General features: G+C 67.5%; 18 protein-coding genes. 6 read left to right on the forward strand and 12 right to left on the reverse strand.

What is annotated here, in order from left to right; translation table 11 throughout:
• Nucleotides 1-8: 8 nt before the first annotated feature.
• Nucleotides 9-605, reverse strand: coding sequence for a hypothetical protein (locus ACWGRX_RS13015; RefSeq protein WP_452117860.1), 597 nt, complete (start codon nt 603-605; stop codon nt 9-11).
• 165 nt (nt 606-770) lie between these two features.
• Between ACWGRX_RS13015 and ACWGRX_RS13020 the strand changes: the two genes are divergently transcribed.
• On the forward strand, nt 771-1,031 hold the full coding sequence (locus tag ACWGRX_RS13020; protein ID WP_452117861.1) for a hypothetical protein: 261 nt from the start codon (nt 771-773) through the stop codon (nt 1,029-1,031).
• Nucleotides 1,032-1,063: 32 nt separating this feature from the next.
• On the opposite strand, the gene ACWGRX_RS13025 is transcribed toward ACWGRX_RS13020, so the two are convergent.
• The 6 genes from ACWGRX_RS13025 to ACWGRX_RS13050 all read right to left on the reverse strand — a co-directional run bounded on the left by ACWGRX_RS13025 (nt 1,064) and on the right by ACWGRX_RS13050 (nt 8,029).
• Nucleotides 1,064-2,452, reverse strand: coding sequence for a M20 family metallopeptidase (locus tag ACWGRX_RS13025; protein ID WP_291646835.1), 1,389 nt, complete (start codon nt 2,450-2,452; stop codon nt 1,064-1,066).
• Between the two features lie 133 nt (nt 2,453-2,585).
• Nucleotides 2,586-3,572: an ABC transporter ATP-binding protein gene (locus ACWGRX_RS13030; RefSeq protein WP_452117862.1), complete on the reverse strand. Its 987-nt coding sequence runs from the start codon at nt 3,570-3,572 to the stop codon at nt 2,586-2,588.
• The gene (locus ACWGRX_RS13035; RefSeq protein ID WP_291646833.1) at nt 3,569-4,543 is read right to left on the reverse strand and encodes an ABC transporter ATP-binding protein; all 975 of its coding nucleotides are present in this window, start codon (nt 4,541-4,543) and stop codon (nt 3,569-3,571) included. The genes ACWGRX_RS13030 and ACWGRX_RS13035 overlap by 4 nt, the downstream gene beginning before the upstream one ends.
• Nucleotides 4,543-5,439, reverse strand: a complete 897-nt coding sequence (locus ACWGRX_RS13040) for an ABC transporter permease (RefSeq protein WP_291634246.1) — start codon at nt 5,437-5,439, stop codon at nt 4,543-4,545. Before ACWGRX_RS13040 ends, ACWGRX_RS13035 begins: the two co-directional genes overlap by 1 nt.
• Nucleotides 5,440-5,441: 2 nt before the next feature.
• Nucleotides 5,442-6,359 (reverse strand): ABC transporter permease, encoded by a 918-nt coding sequence (locus ACWGRX_RS13045; RefSeq protein ID WP_291634248.1) that lies wholly within the window; start codon nt 6,357-6,359, stop codon nt 5,442-5,444.
• A gap of 143 nt (nt 6,360-6,502) precedes the next feature.
• Nucleotides 6,503-8,029 carry an ABC transporter substrate-binding protein gene (locus tag ACWGRX_RS13050; protein ID WP_452117863.1) on the reverse strand — a complete coding sequence of 509 codons (1,527 nt, stop codon included), beginning with the start codon at nt 8,027-8,029 and terminating at the stop codon, nt 6,503-6,505.
• 165 nt (nt 8,030-8,194) lie between these two features.
• Between ACWGRX_RS13050 and ACWGRX_RS13055 the strand changes: the two genes are divergently transcribed.
• Together ACWGRX_RS13055 and ACWGRX_RS13060 are read left to right on the forward strand one after the other, a co-directional pair.
• The gene (locus ACWGRX_RS13055) at nt 8,195-9,163 is read left to right on the forward strand and encodes a LysR family transcriptional regulator (RefSeq protein ID WP_452117864.1); all 969 of its coding nucleotides are present in this window, start codon (nt 8,195-8,197) and stop codon (nt 9,161-9,163) included.
• A complete protein-coding gene (locus ACWGRX_RS13060; protein WP_452117865.1) occupies nt 9,160-10,614 on the forward strand; it encodes an SNF2-related protein in 1,455 nt (484 codons plus the stop codon). Before ACWGRX_RS13055 ends, ACWGRX_RS13060 begins: the two co-directional genes overlap by 4 nt.
• A 120-nt stretch (nt 10,615-10,734) precedes the next feature.
• On the opposite strand, the gene ACWGRX_RS13065 is transcribed toward ACWGRX_RS13060, so the two are convergent.
• Nucleotides 10,735-10,917, reverse strand: coding sequence for a hypothetical protein (locus ACWGRX_RS13065; RefSeq protein WP_452117866.1), 183 nt, complete (start codon nt 10,915-10,917; stop codon nt 10,735-10,737).
• 152 nt (nt 10,918-11,069) lie between these two features.
• Here ACWGRX_RS13065 and ACWGRX_RS13070 point away from each other — a divergent pair, with 152 nt between their 5' ends.
• Nucleotides 11,070-11,831: an SDR family NAD(P)-dependent oxidoreductase gene (locus tag ACWGRX_RS13070; protein WP_452117867.1), complete on the forward strand. Its 762-nt coding sequence runs from the start codon at nt 11,070-11,072 to the stop codon at nt 11,829-11,831.
• Between the two features lie 74 nt (nt 11,832-11,905).
• Here ACWGRX_RS13070 and puuE read toward each other — a convergent pair whose 3' ends face one another.
• Nucleotides 11,906-13,327 carry an allantoinase PuuE gene (gene puuE, locus ACWGRX_RS13075; protein WP_452117953.1) on the reverse strand — a complete coding sequence of 474 codons (1,422 nt, stop codon included), beginning with the start codon at nt 13,325-13,327 and terminating at the stop codon, nt 11,906-11,908.
• A 72-nt stretch (nt 13,328-13,399) separates the two neighbouring features.
• Entirely contained in the window at nt 13,400-13,753 is a 354-nt protein-coding gene (gene uraH, locus ACWGRX_RS13080) for a hydroxyisourate hydrolase (protein ID WP_452117868.1), read from the reverse strand.
• A gap of 155 nt (nt 13,754-13,908) precedes the next feature.
• On the opposite strand from uraH, the gene ACWGRX_RS13085 reads away from it, so the two are divergent.
• Both ACWGRX_RS13085 and ACWGRX_RS13090 read left to right on the forward strand, forming a co-directional pair.
• Nucleotides 13,909-15,159: a urate hydroxylase PuuD gene (locus ACWGRX_RS13085; protein WP_452117869.1), complete on the forward strand. Its 1,251-nt coding sequence runs from the start codon at nt 13,909-13,911 to the stop codon at nt 15,157-15,159.
• Nucleotides 15,160-15,517: 358 nt separating this feature from the next.
• Nucleotides 15,518-17,968, forward strand: a complete 2,451-nt coding sequence (locus ACWGRX_RS13090; protein ID WP_452117870.1) for a hypothetical protein — start codon at nt 15,518-15,520, stop codon at nt 17,966-17,968.
• Between the two features lie 147 nt (nt 17,969-18,115).
• Here ACWGRX_RS13090 and ACWGRX_RS13095 read toward each other — a convergent pair whose 3' ends face one another.
• On the reverse strand, nt 18,116-19,198 hold the full coding sequence (locus ACWGRX_RS13095) for an NAD(P)/FAD-dependent oxidoreductase (RefSeq protein WP_291634269.1): 1,083 nt from the start codon (nt 19,196-19,198) through the stop codon (nt 18,116-18,118).
• 145 nt (nt 19,199-19,343) lie between these two features.
• Nucleotides 19,344-19,778, reverse strand: a complete 435-nt coding sequence (locus ACWGRX_RS13100; protein ID WP_452117871.1) for a GlcG/HbpS family heme-binding protein — start codon at nt 19,776-19,778, stop codon at nt 19,344-19,346.
• Nucleotides 19,779-19,790 lie beyond the last annotated feature (12 nt).

Raw genomic sequence — 19,790 nt, forward strand, 5'->3', positions numbered from 1 at the left:
CGGCGCCGCTACTCCGCCCAGGACAGCAGGATCTCGCCGGCGATGGGCTTCACCGCCCTGATGTCGGCATCGCTTGAGGAAAACTCACTGTCGCCGGAGACGCGATCAAGCGCCGCGGCATTGGCGCCTGGCGTATCGTGGAAGCGGACGAGCAGCCGGCAGCCGCCGCCTGCCTTGGCCAGCTTCCCACCTCGCCAGTCGGTTGCGGTGCCGGCATAGTCCCAGCCGAAGCCGAGGATGGTGAAGGGGCCGCCATTGGCCTTCTCGACCGTCGCGAGCGAGGTGCCGATGCCGATAGGCGTGCCGTCCGGGGTCTGGACGACCTGCGTCGAGCCTTCGCGGATGTAGATCGTCGCCGGGCGCCGCCGTTTCGCGCCGTCATGCCAGATCAGTTCGATGCGGCGCTTGCCGTCGCCCGGGAAGATGATGGCGCCTTGCTGCTTCTCGCCCTCGCCGACCTCGATCCGCGCCCGCCGGACATTCGCCTTGCCGAAGACTCGGATCAGTGAGGCCTCGTCGGCATTGCGGGCGAAGGGACCGGTGCAACTGAGCGGGGCGGACTGCGCGAAAGCCGGGGCGGCGGCGAAGAGCGCCGTTGCGGCCACGGCGTGTCGTAACCGGAAGGGAGAGCATGGGCGCGGAGCGGAACGCATGCTCTATTTAGCGCGCCTTCCGCAAGGGAAGATAGGCCCGTCCTTCAGATGCGTCGCGCCCACTTCCGGCGAACTTTTCAAGCCGCGCAACGTTTCAAGCGGTGAAGGGAGCCTCAGATGACGATGTACCACCAGGCCGCAGGCGAACCCGGCGGCGATCCGCTGCCGCCCCCGCCCATGCCGCCGCCCGAATTGCCGCCGCTGACGCCGGGCGAGGTGCCGCCGGCGCCGCCGGTCGAGACGCCGCCCGATGCCGAACCGATCGGCATTCCGACCGATCCGCCGCCGGAACTGCCGCCGAACGCGCCGCCGGAAACACCGCCGGCGACGCCTGTCGATCTGCCGCCGGCCCGCGATCCGCGCCAGCCGCAGGAGTGAAGGGCCCGTACGGGTCCTCGGTCAAACCAGTCTCAGAGCGCCGGCGTGTTGCCGTCGCCGAGATCCCAGTAGAGCCCGGCCATCATGGCGAGCGCCTCACGGGCGATCGCGACCGGCAGGTGCTCATTGGGGGCGTGCTGCGAGCAGCCCGGATAGGAATGCGGCACCCAGATCGTGCGCAGGCCGAGGATCTCCGAGAAGATGTCGTTCGGCAGCGAGCCGCCGAGATTGGGCAGCAGGGCCGGCTTCTTGTTGGTCGACTTGGCGATCGAGGCCAGCGCCCAATGCACCCAGGCATCCTCGGGGTCGAGGCGGGTCGCGTTGAAGATCTCGTCACGGGCGAGCGTGACCTCGACCATGTCGAGGCCCTGGCGCTTCAGATGGCGGCGCAGGGCCGGGAGCACCTCGTTCGGGTCGACGCCGACGACGAAGCGCAGCTGGCAGCGGGCCCAGGCGCTCGGCGGCACGGCGTTGACCGGGGTTTCCGGCACGCCCGACTTCATCGCCAGAACGTCGAAGGAGCACCAGCCGAAGACCTGCTCGGCCGGCGACAGGCCGGGCTCGCCCCAGTTCGGATCGATGGTCGGGCCGTCCGGGCCGCCATCGACCTCGCAATCGGCGAGCGCCTTGCGGACCGGTTCCGGCAGCTCCTTCGGTACCCATTCATGGATGCGGATCTGGCCGGTCGGGCCGGCGATCGAGGCGATGGCATGGGCGAGCTGGATCGCCGGGTCGGAGAGGATGCCGCCCCAGTTGCCGGAATGGTGGCCGCCCTCGCGGGCATTGATCGAAAGGTCGAAGGTGACGCCGCCGCGCGAGCCGAGGAAGATGGTCGGGCGCTCGGCATTGAGGCGCGGCCCGTCGGAGCCGATCAGCACGTCCGACTTGAACAGCTCCTTCTGCTCGGTGCAGAGCTCGCGCAGGCCCGGCGAGCCGCATTCCTCGCCCATCTCGATCAGGTACTTGGCGTTGAAGCCGAGCTTGCCGCGGGTTTCGAGCACGGCGCGCAGGGCATTGATGTTGATGACGTGCTGGCCCTTGTTGTCGACCACGCCGCGGCCGTACCAGCGGTCGCCGCGCTCGGTCAGGGTCCAGGGTGACAACCCCTCGCTCCATTGAGCGTCGAGGCCGCGGATGACGTCGCCATGGCCGTAGCCGAAGATCGTCGGCAAAGACGGGTCCTCGATGCGCTCGGCGAAGAGGAAGGGCCCCTTGGCGCGCGGATGGGTCAGCGTCCTGCAGGTGAAGCCGAGGCCTTCGAGCAGCGGGCGCATCTCGTTTTCGAGATAGTCGCTGAGCACGGGCGCGCGCTCGGGATTCTGGCTCTCGGTCGGCATGGCGATGAGACGCGAGAGGTCGCGCTTGAGACTGCCGGAATCAAAGTAGTCCTGGGCATGCGCGACGGCCTGGGCGCGGGTCATGGCAATCCTCTCGGTCAATCCAGAAGGTGAAGTCATCCCGGCCGAGCGAAGCGGAGAGCCGGGATCCATGCCGGAACGGTTCAGGCATGGATCCCGGGTCGGCCTCCGGCCGCCCGGGACGACCCGGTGTGGGTCAGGCGGCGGCGGTGCTCGCCGGTTCGTCATAGAGATGGCAGGCGACGAGGCCGGCCGCGTCCTGGCGCAATTTCGGCTCGACGCTGGCGCAGCGCTCCGTCCGCGCCGGGCAGCGCGGGTGGAACGGGCAGCCGCTCGGCGGGTTGAGCGGGTCCGGGAAGGCGAGGCCGAGCCCGGTCTCCGGGATGCCCTTGCCGGGCTCCGGCGTCAGCACGGAAGCGAGCAGCGCCTTGGTGTAGGGATGGCGCGGCGCCTTGAAGAGCGTCGGCGTATCGGCGAGCTCGACGACGCGGCCGAGATACATCACCGCCACCCGCGTCGCGATGTGCTCGACGACGACGAGGTTGTGGCTGATGAAGACATAGGTCAGGCCGAGCTCGCGGCGCAGATCGTTGAGCAGGTTGAGGATCTGCGACTGCACGGAGACGTCGAGCGCCGAGGTCGGCTCGTCGCAGACCACCATCTCCGGATTGAGGATCAGGGCGCGGGCGATGGCGACGCGCTGGCGCTGGCCACCGGAGAGCTCGCGCGGATAGCGGTCGGCGAAGCGGCGCGGCAGGCCGACCTTGTCGAGGATGGCGATGGCGCGCTCGCGGCGCTCCTTGGCCGTGCCGATGCCCTGGACGGCGAGCGGCAGCGCGACGATCGAGGCGATGGTGCGGCGCGGGTTCAGCGAGGAATAGGGGTCCTGGAACACCGGCTGGACCCGCTTGGCCATGCCAAGCCGGCCGAGCTTGCCGACATCTTCTCCGGCGAGTGCGATCTCGCCGCTGGAGGGCGGCAGCAGGCCGAGCAGCATGCGCGCCAGAGTGGACTTGCCGCAGCCGGATTCGCCGACGATGCCGAGCACCTCGCCCTTGGCGATGGCGAGCGAAACGCCGTTGACGGCGTGGAGCTTGCGCTTGCCCTTGAACAGGCCCTGGCTGACCGAGAAGGAGCGGGTGAGGTCACGCGCCTCGAGCAGGATCGGATTGGTCGCGCTCATGCCGCGTCCTCCAGGATGCAGCGCCAGCTATGCCCGTCCGGCCGCTGTCGCAGCGGGGGCGCCTCGGCACAGGCGGGCTTGGCGTGCTTGCAGCGGTCGCGGAAGCTGCAGCCCCTGATCTCGCCGACCAGGGAGGGAACGACGCCGGGGATGACGCCGAGCTTGCCGCCGGGCTCTGTACGACCGGGCACCGGGATGCAGTCGATCAGCCCCTGCGTGTAGGGGTGGCGCGGATTGCGGAAGATCGCCTCGGTCGGGCCTTCCTCGACGATCTGGCCGGCATACATCACCCCGACCCAGTCGGCGATGCGGGCGACGATGCCGAGATCATGGGTGATCAGCACCATGGCGATGCCGAGCTCCTTCTGGAGATCGGCGAGCAGGCGCAGGATCTGGGCCTGGATGGTGACGTCGAGGGCGGTGGTCGGTTCGTCGGCGATCAGGAGGTCGGGCGAGCACATCAGCGCCATGGCGATCATGACGCGCTGGCGCAGGCCGCCGGAGAGCTGGTGCGGATACTGGCCGAGGCGCTGGGCGGCATTGGCGATGCCGACCTTGCCGAGCAGCAGGATCGCGCGCTCGCGGGCCTCGGCCTCGCTCGCCTTGCGGTGCAGCTTGTAGGCCTCGGTCATCTGGTCGCCGATGGTGTAGGCGGGGTTCAGCGCCGTCATCGGTTCCTGGAAGATCATCGCCATGCGGTCGCCGCGCAGCGCGTTGATGCGCTTGGCACCGGCCTTGGCGAGGTCCTCGCCGGCGAAGGAAAGGCGCTTCGCGCTCTTCTTCGCCGCCTTGGGCAGGAGGTCCATGATCGCGAGCGAGGTCATCGACTTGCCGCAGCCGGATTCGCCGACGAGACAGAGCGTCTTGCCCTTCTCGACGGTGAAGGAGAGTTCGCGCACCGCATGCAGCGGGCCGCGCGGGGTCGCGATGTCGACGCTGAGGCCGTCGACCTGGAGGATGGCTTCGCTCATCAGGTGCGCCCCTCCGGCGAGATGACGTCGCGCAGGCCGTCGCCGGCGAGATTGATCGCGAAGATCAGCAAGGCGAGCGCGCTGCCGGGCAGGGCGATGAGCCAGAACGAGAAGAACATGTAGGCCTTGGCTTCCGAGATCATCAGTCCCCAGGAGGGCAGGGGCGGCTGCACGCCGAGCCCGAGGAAGGACAGCGCCGCCTCGAGCAGGATGGCGCTCGCCGCTTCCAGCGTCGCGACGACGATGAGATGCGGGGCGATGTTGGGCAGCACCTCGCCGAGGATGATGCGGCTGGTCGAGGCGCCGGCGGACTGGGCGGCGGCGACATAGTCGAGCGAGCGGACCTGCTGGGTCGCGCTGCGCATCACCACCGCGAAACGGTCCCATTTCAGCAGGCCGAGCACGAGGATGACGATCCAGAGCGAGGAGCCGACGATGGCGACGACGGCGAGCGCCACCAGGATCACCGGCATGGAGAGCCGGGTGGTGACGAGGAAGGTCATCACCATGTCGATCCGGCCGCCGAAATAGCCGGCGAGCAGGCCCATGGTCGTGCCGATCAGCCCGGAGATGATGACCACGCTGATGCCGATCAGCAGCGAGATCCGGGCGCCGTAGAGCAGGCGCGAGAGATAGTCGCGCCCGAGCGGGTCGGTGCCGAGCGGATGCACCCAATTGCCCTTCTCATACCAGAAGGGCGGGATGTTTCGCGCCGTCAGGTTCTGCAGATAAGGATCGTGCGGTGCCAGAAGCGGGGCTGCGAGCGCGATCAGAATGAACAGCACGAGCAGGCCGAAGCCGAAGACGAAGGCCTTCTGGCCGAGGAAGCGGCGCAGCAGCTTGCGGCCTTCGGAGAGCTCGGGCGCTTCGGCGACGGAGAGGGAGGTTTCGCTCATGGTCAGGCCACCCGGATGCGCGGATCGAGCCAGGCATTGGCGATGTCGGCGGCGAGCGTCAGCAGCACATAGACGACGGAAAGCAGCAGGACGACGACCTGCATGACCGGGAAATCCTTGTAGGTGATGCTCTGATAGGCGAGGTAGCCGAGGCCATCGAGCGCGAAGATCGTCTCGATCACCACGGAGCCGCCGAGCAGGAAGCCGAGCTGCACCGCAGCCAGCGCTACGACGGGAACGACGGCGTTGCGCAGCGCATGCTTGAAGATGATCTTGCCGGAGGGCAGGCCCTTGGCCCGGGCGGTGCGGATATAGTCGGCCGAGAGCACTTCGATCATGCCGGCGCGGATCAGCCGCATGAAGGCCGGCGCGGCATAGTAGCCAAGCGCCACGGTCGGCATGATGTAGTGCTGCCAGGTCGCGGAGCCGGAGACCGGCAGCCAGCGCAGGGTGATCGAGAACAGCATCACCAGGATCAGCGCGAAGAAGAAGTTCGGCATCGCCTGGCCGAAGACCGCGACGGCGAGCGCCACCCGGTCGATCCAGCTATTGGCGTAGATCGCCGCGAGCACGCCGAGCGGGATCGAGATCAAGAGCGCGAAGGCGAGCGAGGTCAGGCCGAGGATCAGCGTCACCGGCATCTTGGCCAGGACCAGCTCGGAGACGTCGGTCTTGAAATAGATCGAGGTGCCGAAATCGCCGCGCAGCGTCTTCCAGAGCCAGTCGAGATACTGGACGAGCAGCGGCCGATCGAGCCCGTAGGTCTTGCGGATCACGTCGATGTCCGCCTGCTGCGCGCCTTCGCCGGCGATCGCGACCGCGACGTCGCCGGACAGTCGCAGCAGGAAGAAGGCGATGGCCGAGACCGCGAGCGCGACCATCAGTGCCAGGCCAAGACGTTTGAGTATGAAGCCGAGCATGGGGCTTCCTTCGAAGTCTGAAGGGTTATGTTCGCCAGGCCGGCGAGCGACCGGCCTGGCGTCATGGTCGGCCTCGCGCCGACCATCTCGTGACTGAGAGTCTCGGGCCTACGCTTCGCTGCGCCCGAGAACGACGCTGCGCGTCACTTCCAGCCCATTTCCCAGAAGCGGACCATCTCGTCCGGATAGGCCTTGAAATTCAGGTCCTTGTTGGCGACGTAGTAGACCGGCAGCGAGTAGAGCGGCGTCGCATAGGCCTTGTCGGCGATGATCTTGAGCGCGCCCTTGTAGGCTTCCTTGCGGACCGCCGGATCGACCGAGTTGTTGCCCTTGTTCAGGAGGTCGCGGACCGCCGGATCACGGGTGATGTCCTCGCTGCGGAAGGCGAAGTAGTTCGGGGTCGCGGCCGAGACGTCGTTGACCGAGAAGGAGCCCCAGGTCTGGTGGGTCAGCATCGCCTTGTTGGTGGCGATCTGCTCGCGCATCGCGGCATATTGCAGGAAGCGCAGATTGGTCTTGATGCCGACGGCCTGGAGATAGCCGATCAGCGCCTCGGTCTGGTTGCGCTCGCGATAGGCGACGATGTCCAGGGTCAGGTCCTTGACGCCGGCTTCGGCCAGCAGGGCCTTGGCCTTGGCGGGATCGTAATTGTAGCGCGCCGCGCCCTCGTCGGTGCAGCCGAACTGCGAGGGGAAGCAGATCGTGTTGATGACGCGCGAGCCTTCGCCGACGATGTTCTTGACCATCGCCTCACGGTCGATGGCGTGGATGATCGCCTTGCGGACGCGCTCATCCTTCAGGGCCGGCGCCGGGGTGCCGTCCTGGATGTTCATCTGCATGAAGACGATGCGCATCGTCTCGCCGGAGACGACCTGCAGGGTCGGCACGGTCTTGAGCTGATCGGCCTGGTCCTTGGGGACGTGCATGATCAGGTCACCGCCACCCGAGAGCATCTCGGCCATCTGGGTCTGGCGATCCGGGATGAAGCGGATGTCGATCTTGCCGATCTTGGGCTGCGGCTTCGGCGAATCCTTGAAATAGTCCTTGTTGAGCTCGAGCGTGATCGACTTGCCCGGGACGTAGTTCGAGACCTTGTAGGGGCCCGAGCCGACCGGCTTCTCGTTCTGGCCCTTGGGGCCGACCTTCTCGTAATACTCGTTCGGATGGATCACCACCGGGCCGGCGAGATATTCGATCGCAGCCGGGAAAATCTCCTTGGTGGTCAGGCGGACCTTGTACTTGTCGAGCTTCTCGGCCTTCTCGATCCAGTTGACGTTGCCCTGGGTGACGACCTTGTTCTCGGGCTTGGAGATGAAGTTCAGCGTGTAGACGACGTCGTCGGCGTCGAACTCCTCGCCATTGTGGAACTTCACGCCCTCGCGCAGCTCGAACTCGATGGTCTTGTCGTCGATCTGCTTCCAGCTCTTGGCGAGCTGGCCCTTGTACTCATTGGTGTTCGGGTCGCGATAGATCAGCGTGTCCCAGACATTGGCGCCGATGATCACGCCGATGCGGACATTGTTGAAGAACGGGTCGACGTTCTCGGGCGCCTGGTCATAGGCGAAGCGGACCGTGTTGGCGGCCTTCTGGGCGGAGGCCGGCATGGTGGTCAGGGCCGCCATGGCGGTGCCCGCCAGCGCGACGGCCAGCGTCTTCATCGAAATTCGCATTCTTATCCCCTCACGGCTTCATCGAGCGTGCTGACAAAGCTCCGCCACGGCTGGACTGCCGCAGTTTTGCTTTATTCGAAATCTGCCCAAGGATTGAGCTTGCCGCCATAAGAATGAATCGAAGGGATCGTTGCCGAACCGGCAAAGCTTCTCTAAAGCCGCGCCATGCAGACAGCGGCCCTCCGATATTTCCTGGCGGTGGCGCGGACCGGCTCGGTCAGCGCGGCGGCGCAGCGCCTGCGGGTGGCGGCTTCGGCCGTCAGCCGTCAGATCGCCAATCTCGAAAAGGAGCTCGACGCCGACCTGTTCGAGCGGCGCTCGCACGGCATGATCGTGACGCAGGCGGGCCAGACGCTCGCGGCCTATGCCCAGCGCCTTGAGCTGGAGGCCGAGCAGGTCGTCAACGAGATCCGCGAACTGCACGGCGCCGGCCGGGGGCTGATCCGCCTGGGCGTCACCGAGGGCTTCGCCGTCTCCTTCATTCCCGAGACGATCTATGCCTTTCGGCAGCACTATCCGGACGTCGCCTTCGACATGAAGGTGATGTCGCCACAGGTCGTGACCGAGCAGGTCCGCACCGGCGCGATCGACCTCGGCCTGACTTTCGTGCTGCAGCAGGAGCGCGGCGTCACCATCAATTGGCAATGCGCCGTACGGACCTATGCCTTCGTCGCACCGCCTCATCCGCTGGCGCAGCAGGAAACCGTGCGAATCGAGGACATTTTCGCCCATCCGATGGCGGTGCTCGACAACGAGGCGACGGTGCGCAAGATCGTCGACATCTATTTCTCGGCGCGGGGGCTGACGGTCGATCCGGTGCTGACCTCGACCAATGTCGCGAGCCTGCGCCATTTCTGCAAGCTCGGCGGCGCCGTGATGTTCGCCAGCTCGATCTCCTTCGGCGCCTCGATCCGCGATGGCTCGGTGGTGGCGCTGCCGCTGAAGGACGGCGATCTGCCGCCGCGTAGCCTGCAGATCCAGACCATGTCCGGCCGAGCCCTGCCGAAAGTGGTGACGAATTTCATCGGCACGCTGATCGAGCGGCTGCAAAGCGAGAACGCGGCGGTCGCCGAGGCCGCGCTCGCAGGCGAAGCGGCGAAGCCGGGTGATCGTTCGCAAGGGCTACAGGGATGAGGCTCGATGACGTGACGGGCCAGGGCGCCGCGGCCGACACCATGGTGCCGCATCCGCACCAGCTGGTGGCGCGCGACGCGATCCTGGCGGCACGGGCGGCGGGCAAGCCCGGATTCCTGCTCGGCGATCTCACCGGCCTCGGCAAGACGCTCTCGGCCTGGCTCGCCATCGCGGCGATGCCTGAGCAGGAGGTGCTGGTGATCTGCCCGAAGGGTGCGATCCCGCAATGGCGGCGCACCATCGCCCGTTCCGGCCTGCCGTCGAAAAAGCTGACCCTGATGAATTTCGAGCGGACGAAATCGCTGCTCGCGCCGCCGCCGGCGAGCAACAAGCGTTCGACCAGGGCGAAGAACAACGAACTCGCCAAGCATGGCACGCCGAAGCGCGTCTGGCCGCTGGTGGTGATCGACGAGGCGCACCGCATCCGCAATCCGAATTCGCAGCAGGGGCTGGTCTGCCGGCAGATGGCCGCGGCGGCGCAGTTCACGATCTATATGAGCGCGACGGCCGGACAGGCCCCGCACGAACTCTCCTATCTCGCGAGACTGCTCGCGGAGGCGACCGGTGCGCCCGATGCCGATCTCGACGGTTTTCGGGCACTGATGAAGAAGCTGAAGATCGGCCGTGCCAAGGGGCGCTGGAAGAACTGGAGCTGGGAGCCGAACGAGGCCGACCGCAAGGTGATGGCCGAGCTGCTCTATCGCGGCCGCAACGCCATTGGCCTGCGCCGGCGGCCGGAGGAGATCGCCGGCTGGCCGGAGGTGCAGCGCGAGCTTGCCCCCGTCGCGCTCGATGCGAGCGAGCGCAAGCTCTACGACGCGACCTGGCGCGAGTTCCGGCGCGAGCTCGGTCTCGCCGGCGGCTCGACCCGCAAGCCGGCCGGCTGGGCCGCCGATCTGCGCTTCCGCCAGAAGGCGAGCCTGCTCAGGACGGCGGGCACCGCGGATTTCTGCCAGGATCTGCTCGAGAATGACGAGCAGGTCGCGATCTCCGTCGCCTTCCTCGAAACCGGCGCCATGCTGGCGGAGAAGCTCGCAGGCCGAGGCTGGCGCGTCGGCTCGATCACCGGCGAGCATTCCGGCGAAGCCAATGAGGCGACGCGGATTGCCTTCCAGACCGGCAGGCTCGACGCCGTGATCTTCACCGTGACCGAGTCGATCTCGCTGCATAAGGGCGAGATGCCCGGCGGCCAGCGCGAGCGGGCGCTGGTCGTCCATGATCTGCGCCATAGTGCGATCCAGCTGCAGCAGATCGAGGGGCGCTGCCATCGCGACGGCCAGCACGCGACGATCTTCTACGCCTATGCCGAGGATACGGTGGAAGAGAAGGTCGCCGCGACGGTGCTCCAGCGCATGGCGGCGATGGAAGGGCTGGCCGGCGACGAGACGGCGCTGATCGAGGCGATCGCCGGCGAGATCGAGCAGGCGGCACTGGCGCGGGAAGCGGCGTAGGCTTTTCGACGCTTTCCGTCATGGTCGGGCTTGCCCGCCAGCCACGTCTTGGCCTTTGCCTATCAGCCTCGGTGTTCAGGACGTGGATGCTCGCCGCAAGGACGAGCATGACGGCGTCGTTCAATTCATCTGCGTGCGCGGCGGCGTGTCCGGCGCCCGCTCGCTGACGCGCTTGGCTTCGTCGACCACGCGCTCGGTCGCGCCGACGGCCTTGGACCAGAGGTCGCGCGTATAGGCGCCCTGATGGACCACGGCGTCGTAGCCGATCGCGACGACCGCGATCACCAGCAGAATGCGAAACATGGGTTCCCCCGTCATTGCGATGTCGGCTGGAAGAACGCCTCGGCCGCCGGGCGGTTCCGCATCGCATCGTGGACGACCGGTTGACCGGGCCGGTGCGGCATTGTCCCCTCGCGGCCTGACAACGCTTCGCAGGGCCGCGGGAGAGAAACGGCATGTTCGACGATCTGAAGGGAAAGCGCGTGCTGGTGACCGGCGCCTCCTCCGGCCTGGGGGCGCATTTCGCCCGGCTTCTGGCGGAGCGCGGCGCGCATGTCGCCGCTGCGGCGCGCCGTACCGACCGGCTCGCGGCACTGGCGCGGGAGGCTACCGGCCTGCCGGGGAAGATCGTGCCGGTCTCGCTCGATGTCGGCTCGGTCGCGGCGATCGAGAGCGGCATCGCGGAGGCGGCCAACCTGCTCGGCGGGCTCGACGTCCTCGTCAACAATGCCGGCGTCGGCGAGACGGAGCAGGCGCTTTCGGTGAGCGAGGCGCAATGGGACGCCCAGCTCGACGTCAACCTGAAGGGCTGCTTCTTCGCGGCGCAGGCGGCGGCGAAGATCATGGTGGATCAGGGAGGTGGCGGCGCCATCGTCAACATCGCCTCGATCCTCGGCGAGCGCGTCGCCGGCAGGGTCGCGCCCTATGCGATCTCCAAGGCCGGGCTGATCCAGATGACCAAGGCACTGGCGCTGGAATGGGCGCGCCATGCGATCAGGGTCAATGCGCTGGCGCCCGGCTACATCGTCACCGACATCAACCGCGAGTTCTTCGCCAGCGAGGCAGGCGAGGCGCTGAAGAAGCGCATCCCGATGCGCCGGGCGGGCGAGCTCGCCGATCTCGATGGTCCGCTCCTGCTGCTCTGCTCGGATGCCGCCTGCTACATGACCGGAGCAGTCATCGCCGCCGACGGCGGGCATCTGGTGAGCGGGTTGTAGGCGACCGCTTCTCGGTCATTCCGGGGCTGCGCGCTTTCGGCGCTCGTCCGGAAGGACGGCGAGGAACTGCGGGGCTACCCCGGCAGCAGGTCTTTCAGCCGCAGCAAGGCGATCTTCTCGACCTGGGCGAGAGCCGTCTCGAACTCCTGCTCCGGCGTGCTCTTCAGGCGCGCCTCGAAGGAGGCGAGGATGTCCGCCTTGGTCAGGCCCTTCACGGCGAGGATGAAGGGGATGCCGAATCTGGCCTTGTAGGCCTCGTTCAGCGCGGTGAAGCGGGCGCGCTCATCCGATGTCAGCCGGTCGAGCCCGGCCGAGCCCTGCTCGCCGGCCGATTCCGGCGTCAGATCCCCGGCTGCCGCGATCTTGCCGGCGAGGTCGGGATGAGCGAGCAGCAGCGCCTTCTGCCGTTCGCGCGGGGCAGCGCGCATCACCGCGACCATCGCCCGGTGCAGCGCCTCGGCGCCGTCATGTTGCTGCCCGAGCCCGGCAGCATAGGTCGCCTCGGCGATCCAGGGCGAATGCTCCCAGATGCGGCCGAAGACCTCGACGAACAGCGCCTTCGGCACGGCCGAGGGGCGATAGCCGCCGGCGGGCGGATGCTGCCTCACCCAGTGGCGGGCGATGTCGAGCCTCGTCGCGACCCAGACCCTGTCATGGCTCTGGACATAATCGAGGAAGCGGGCGAGCGCGGCGGCGCGGCCCGGACGGCCGACGAGGCGGCAATGCAGGCCGACCGACAGCATCTTCGGGGCGGTCTCGCCTTCCGCATAGAGCGTGTCGAACGAGTCCTTGAGATAGGCGAAGAACTGGTCGCCGCTGTTGAAGCCCTGCGGCGTCGCAAAGCGCATGTCGTTGGCGTCGAGCGTATAGGGCACGGCGAGCTGGGGCCCATGCGGGCCTTCGAGCCAGTAGGGCAGTTCGTCGGCATAGACGTCGGCGGTGTAGAGGAAGCCGCCTTCCGCCATGGTCAGGGGGATGGTGTTGATCGAGGTGCGGCCCTGATAGCAGCCGAGCGGGCGCTCCCCGGCGAGCTCGGCCTGGATGCGGATCGCTTCCTCGATATGGGCGCGCTCGGTCTCGGCTGGCAGGTCGCGATAATCGATCCATTTTAGCCCGTGCGTGGCGATCTCCCAGCCGGCCTCCTGCATCGAGGCGACGATCTCGGGATAGCGCTGCAGCGCCGAGGCGACGGCGAAGACGGTGACGGGCAGCTTGCGCTGCGTGAACATCCGCCAGAGCCGCCAATAGCCGGCGCGCGAGCCGTATTCGTAGATCGACTCCATGTTCATGTGGCGTTGGCCGGGCCAGGGCGCGGCGCCGACGATCTCGGAGAGGAAGGCTTCCGAGGCCGCGTCGCCATGCAGCGTGCAGTTCTCGCCGCCTTCCTCGTAATTGATCACGAACTGCACCGCGATCCGCGCCTCGCCCGGCCAATGCGGATGCGGCGGGGTGCGGCCATAGCCGACGAGGTCGCGCGGATAGGAGGAGGGGCTCATAGCTTGATTCAAGTCCATGCGGAGGTGATTCAGGAGCGGCGCGTAAGGCGTTGGAAACGGAATCGTTTCGCCTCAGCTGCCGCGATAGGTCGAGTAGCTCCAGGGCGAGGCGAGAAGCGGCACGTGATAGTGCCCCTCCGGCTCGGCGATACCGAAGCGGATCGGCACCTGGTCGAGGAAAGCGGGCTCCGGCTGGGCCGTGCCGACGCCTCGAAAATAGTCGCCGATGCGGAACGTCAGCTCGTAGCAGCCTGTCGTCAGCGTGCCGCTCAGCAAGGGGGCGTCGGTGCGGCCATCGGCATTGGTCTGGGTTTCCAGAACGCGATTGCGCGAGCCGTCCGGGGCGATCCAGTCGAGCGTGAGGCGAACCCCCGCAGCCGGCCTGCCATTCACCGTGTCGAGCACATGCGTCGACAAGCGCCCCATGCCTGATCCTTTCGCCGATGATGCCGCGCGGGCGCGGCCGGAATGATGCTTGCGTTCCGGAAAAGGCCGAACCTAGTCTGGAAGCCGCATGCAAGTTCCATCCCCGAATCTGCCCTGTCAATTCGCGCGCCGAGGCGCCTTCGCGGAGACGCCGCATGCTTGAGGCCTATCTCATGGAATGGGGCGGCATGCTGCTGCGCTGGCTGCATGTGATCGCCGCCATCGCCTGGATCGGCTCGTCCTTCTTCTTCATCCATCTCGACGCCTCGCTCAGGGCGGCGCCCGACGCGCCCAAAAACGCGGCCGGCCAGCCGACCCAGTTCCTCGCCTGGCAGGTGCATGGCGGCGGCTTCTACGCGATGCGGAAATATCTGGTCGCGCCGGAGGTGCTGCCGCAGGAACTGACCTGGCACAAATGGCAGGCCTACTGGACCTGGATCTCCGGCTTCTTCCTCCTGGTCTGGGTCTATTATGCCCAGTCGGAACTCTATCTGATCGACCCGGCGGTGATGGCGCTCTCGCCCTTCGCGGCGGGAGCGATCGGCATTGCGGCTTTGGCCGGCGGCTGGCTGTTCTATGACCTGCTCTGCAAGTCGCCGCTGGGCAGGAACGACGTCGTGCTCGGGTTGCTCGGCTTCGGCTATGTCATCGCAGCGAGCTGGGCCTTCTCCAGTGTCTTCTCAGGCCGCGGCGCGCTGATCCATACCGGCGCGCTGATGGCGACGATCATGTCGGCCAACGTCTTCTTCGTGATCATGCCGAACCAGCGCAAGACCATCGCCGCGATGGTCGCCGGCGAGGTGCCCGATCCGAAATACGGCAAGCAGGCCAAGCAACGCTCGCTGCACAATAATTACATCACCCTGCCGGTGCTGTTCCTGATGCTGGCGAACCATTACCCGGTGACCTACGCCAATTCGGCGGTGATCCCGGTTCTGGTCGCGCTCGTGATCGTCGCCGGCGCGCTGATCCGCCACTTCTATAATGTCCGCCATGCCGACCATGCGAAATCACCCTGGTGGACCTGGGCGGTGGCGGCGCTGGCGCTCTGGCTCGCCTTCTGGGTCGCGATGGCGTCCTCACCCGGTGGGCGCGAGCGGCTCGGCCTGAAACCGTTGCCTGAGGTCAGGCGGATCATGCTGGCGGGGTTGGTGCCGCCGCCGGCCGAGGTCGCCAACATCGTCACCGGGCGCTGCGCCATGTGCCATGCGCCGGAGCCATCCTGGCCCGGCATCGGGGTCGCTCCGAAGGGCGTCTATCTGCACGAGCCGGAGCTGATCGCGCGCCAGCGCCATGCGATCGGCGTGCAGGCGGTGATGACCCATGCCATGCCGCCGAACAATCTGTCGGGCATGACCACGGATGAGCGGCGCCAGCTCGCCGCCTGGGTGGCGCAGAAGCGCTGAACTGTTCGGGGGCGTTGTCCCTCCAGCCCTTATCCTGAGGAGCCGCCCTCGGGTCCGGCCTTCGGCCGGCCCAAGGATAAACTCCGCGGCGTTTCGAAGGATGCTCCAGTTCGCTCTGAGCCTTCCGATCATCCTTCGAGACGCGATCTGCGATCGTTCCCCAGGATGAGGGCTGAGAGCGAGATTCCGCGACCCTGGTAGCGGCGCGTTGACGCTGCCGCGTGAATCTGAACGGCGCGCCGGTTTCATTCAGTTTCGGTTCACGTCGCGGGCCGCATTTTTCCGGCCTGTTCAAATCGGCGTGAACAACCCCCCGGCAAGCGGGCGGTGGGCGCGCCCCAGGGACCGGGGGGTCCAGTTGGACCACGCATCGACCAAGGGCGCCGGCTACAGGCTGGCGGCCGTGCTGTTCCTGTGCGCCTGGGTGGCGCTGTGCTGGCCCTGGCTCTCCGGGGCGGTGACGATTCCATTCGACGCCAAGGCGCATTTCCAGGCGCAGATCCAGTTCCTCGCGCAGGCGCTGCATTCCGGCCAGTCGCCGTTCTGGACGCATAACGTCTTCGGAGGCTCGCCGCAGATCGCCGATCCGCAATCGCTGATCTTCTCGCCGGCGATCCTGCTGGCGCTGATCAACCCTTCGCCGAGCTTCCGGGCGGTCGACGCCTATGTGCTGGCGCATCTCCTGGTCGGCGGCCTCGCCTTGCTGATGTTCTTCCGCGACCGCGGCTGGCATCCGGCGGCGGGCCTGCTCGCGGCGCTGGTCTTCGCCTTCGGCGCCTCGGCGGCCTGGCGCGTCCAGCATGTCGGGCAGATTTCGAGCCTCGCCTTCTTCGCGCTCTCCCTCTGGCTGACGGCGCGCATGCTGCAGCGTTCCTCGCTGCTCTATGGGTTGTTCGCCGGGCTGGCCTCCGGGATGATGGTGCTCGATCCCGACCAGGTCGCGCTGCTCGGCGCCTATGTCCTCGTCGGCATGGTGGTTTCCCACTGGATCGCCGAAGGCAAGGCGGGCTTCCGCGCCAGCCTCGCGCCGATCGCCGCGGCCTCCATCGCCGGTATCGCGACCATCGCCGTGCCGCTGCTCTGGACCTGGCTGTTCGCCGAGGCGACGACGCGCCCGGCGGTCGATTTCGTCGAGGCGGGGAGGGGCTCGCTGCACCCGGCCTCGCTGCTCACCGCTTTCATTGGCGACCTGTTCGGCGCGAGCGACCCGGCCGTCGACTTCTGGGGGCCCTACAGCCCGCAATGGGATGCCAAGGAGCTATTCCTGTCGCAGAACATGGGGCAGGTCTATGTCGGGGCGCTGCCCTTCCTGCTGCTGATCGCGCCGGGTCTCAGCCGTGGCTGGCTCTGGGACAGGGCGATCCGGCCCTTCACCATCCTGTTCGTGCTGATGGTGCTGTTCTCGCTTGGTCGCTACACCCCATTCTTCCACCTCGCCTATGAGTACCTGCCCGGGGTCAAGGCGTTCCGCCGGCCCGCCGACGCGACTTTCCTGATCGGGGCGCTCGGCGCGGTGCTCTCGGGCTATCTGCTGCACCGGCTCCTGACCGAGGAGAAGGCGAAGGCGCCCTGGCGCGATCTCGGCATCGTGGCGCTGGTGCTCGCGGCGCTGATCGCCGGGGCGCTGCTGGTCGCGCAGCGCGAAGGCCATCTTGGCGATGCCTGGTGGCCGAGTGCGATTGCGGGGCTCTGGTTCGCGCTCGCCGGGGGCATCGTTCTCGCCCTGACGCGCTGGCGCGCCGCGATCGGCCCGCTGGCGGCGAGCCTGATCGTCACGACCGCCGTCGGTGCCGATCTCGCCTTCAACAACGGTCCGAACGAGTCGACGGCGTTGGCGCCCGAACTCTACGACGTGCTGCGGCCGGAGACGCAGAACGAGACGGTTGCCGTGCTCAAGCGGCTGACCGCCCAGCCGGCGGATTCGCCGCGGCGGGACCGGGTCGAGCTGCTCGGCCTCGGCTTCGAATGGCCCAATGCCGGCATGATCCACGGCTTCGACCATACGCTGGGCTACAACCCGCTGCGGCTCGCCGATTTCTCGGACGCCGTCGGCACGCGTGATTCGATCGCCGGGCCTGACCAGCGCGTCTTCACGCCGCTGTTCCCGTCATATCGCTGCCGGCTCGCCGATTTCCTCGGCCTGCGCTACATCGCCTCGCGCGTGCCGATCGGCCAGGTCGACCGGACGCTGCTGCCGGGCGATCTCAAGCTCGTCGCCTACACCAAGGACGGCTTCATCTACGAGAACCCGCGCGCCTTGCCGCGCGTGCAGTTCGTCGGCGGCTGGCAGCTCGCCGATTTCGAGGGGATGAAGACGGCCGGCAAATGGCCGGATGCCGACCCGCAGCAGGTCGTCCTGCTCGACAGCGAGCCGGGCGAGGGCGTCGCCGAGGGGCCGAGCCGCGCCCAGGGTGAGGTCAAACTCAAGCGCTACGGCAATACCGAGGTCGAGATCGAGGTCGAAAGCGCCCAGGCCGGCTTCGTCGTGCTCAACGACATCTGGCATCCCTGGTGGCGCGCCGAGCTCGACGGCACGGAAGTCGAGATCCTCAAGGCCAATGTCCTGTTCCGGGCGGTCAAGGTGCCGGCCGGCAAGCACAAGGTCCGCTTCGTCTTCAGGCCGCTTGAAGGCGCGATCGCGGAACTGCGCGACCGTGTCAGCGAGCCGCAGGAGGAGAGCGCCGTGGCCGAGCAGGCGCCGGAAACCGTGCCCGTGACGCCGGCAGCCCTGCCTGTCGCGCCACGCAAGCCGGCTCGCCCGTCGCCCGACCTCACTGCCTCGTCATCGGCCTCATCTTCGGCGCACTGATCGCCGCGCATGCGTCTGAGGGCGCGGCGATCTTTCGATTTCACCGCTGCCGTCATCCCGAACGGACGCGCGGCGATCTAAGAGTCCTTCAAACCCACGTCCTGAGGAGCGCTCCTCGGGACGAGAGTTGGCGGGCTGCCGCAGCTCTCAGGCGACGCCGAGCTTCTTCTGCAGCGAGCTCGACGAGGTCGTGTACTGGAAGGTCAGCCGCTTCTCCGGATAGACGTAGCGGTGGACCTTCTGGGCGGCGAGCGCGGCCTCGTGGAAACCGGACAGGATCAGCTTCAGCTTGCCCGGATAGGTGTTGATGTCGCCGACGGCGAAGATGCCGGGGACGTTGGTCTCGAACTTCTCGGTGTCGACCGGAATCAGGTTCTCGTGGAGGTTCAGGCCCCAATCGGCGATCGGCCCGAGCTTCATGGTCAGGCCGAAGAAGGGCAGCAGCGTCCCGCAGGGGATTTCGAAGGCGGCATTGGCGTTGTCGCGGCAGATCGCGGCCTCGAGCGTCGTGCCGTCGCCGCGCAGGCCGGTGATCTGGCCGATCTTCAGGTCCATGGCGCCGGAGGCGACGAGGGCGCGCATCTGCTCGACCGAATGCGGCGCGGCGCGGAAATCGTCGCGGCGGTGCATCAGCGTGACACGCTTGGCGAGCGGCTGCAGGCTCAGCGTCCAGTCGAGGGCCGAATCGCCGCCACCGACGATCAGGATCTCGCGGTCGCGGAACATTTCCATCTTGCGCACGGCGTAATAGACGCCGCTGCCGTCGCTGCGGTTTTCATAGGCTTCGATGCCGGGGATCGGCGGCTTCTTCGGCAGGAATGAGCCGCCGCCGGCGGCGATCAGCACGGTCTTGGCGTCGAAGACCGTGCCGGCATCGGTGCGCAGCCGGAAGCGCGGGGCCTCGGGCGTGCCGAGCACCTCGACCGCCTCGATCATCTGGTTGAGATGGAAGCTCGGCCCGAACGGCCGGATCTGCTCCATCAGATTGTCGACCAGCTGCTGGCCGGTGACGAGCGGGAAGCCGGGAATGTCGTAGATCGGCTTCTCGGGATAGAGTTCCGCGCACTGCCCGCCGACCTTCGGCAGGATGTCGACGAGATGGGCCTTGATGTCGAGCAGGCCGAGCTCGAACACGGTGAACAGGCCGCAAGGGCCCGCGCCGATGATCAGCGCATCGGTCTCGATGATCTCGCTGGCGGGCAGGTTCTCGTTGGCGGTCGCGGCGGTCATGATGCAATCCCTGTGGAGGCTGGCGGAGGCGCGCCCTCGCCTCGGGCGCCCTCCGTTGCCGCAAATTCAGTCGCAAGGCAATGCGACACGCCGTAGCCCGGCCGTCGCATCGCTGCATGGCTTTCCCGCTGCGGCGCGGCCCGGCTCAGGCGCCGGTGTCGGCGACGAGCCCGGCGGCGGCGATGCCGGCCAGCGCCGCGGCTTCGTCATTGTCGGAGGTGTCGCCGGAGATGCCGATGACGCCGAGCAGGGCGCCGTCCGCATCGCGGATCAGCGCGCCGCCGGGCACCGGAACGAGCGAGCCGCCGATGGCGAGCGAGGCGCCGTTGATGAAATGCGGGCGTTCCAGAGCCATCTTGTTGAGGGCGCGCGGCCCGACGCCGAGCGCAACCGCGCCATTGGCCTTGCCGAGCGCGATCTCGCCGCGCTTCAGGCTGGTGCCGTCCTGCGCGATGAAGAGCTTCTGGGCACCGCGGGCATCGAGCACGGCGATGGCGAGCGGCTTGAAGCCTTGCTCGCGCGCATGCTTGAGCGCGCCGTCGACGATGGTGCGGGCCTGATCGAGAGTGAGCATGGTCATGGCGTATCCCTT

This window comes from Allobosea sp. NPDC055594 (genome assembly GCF_053618995.1).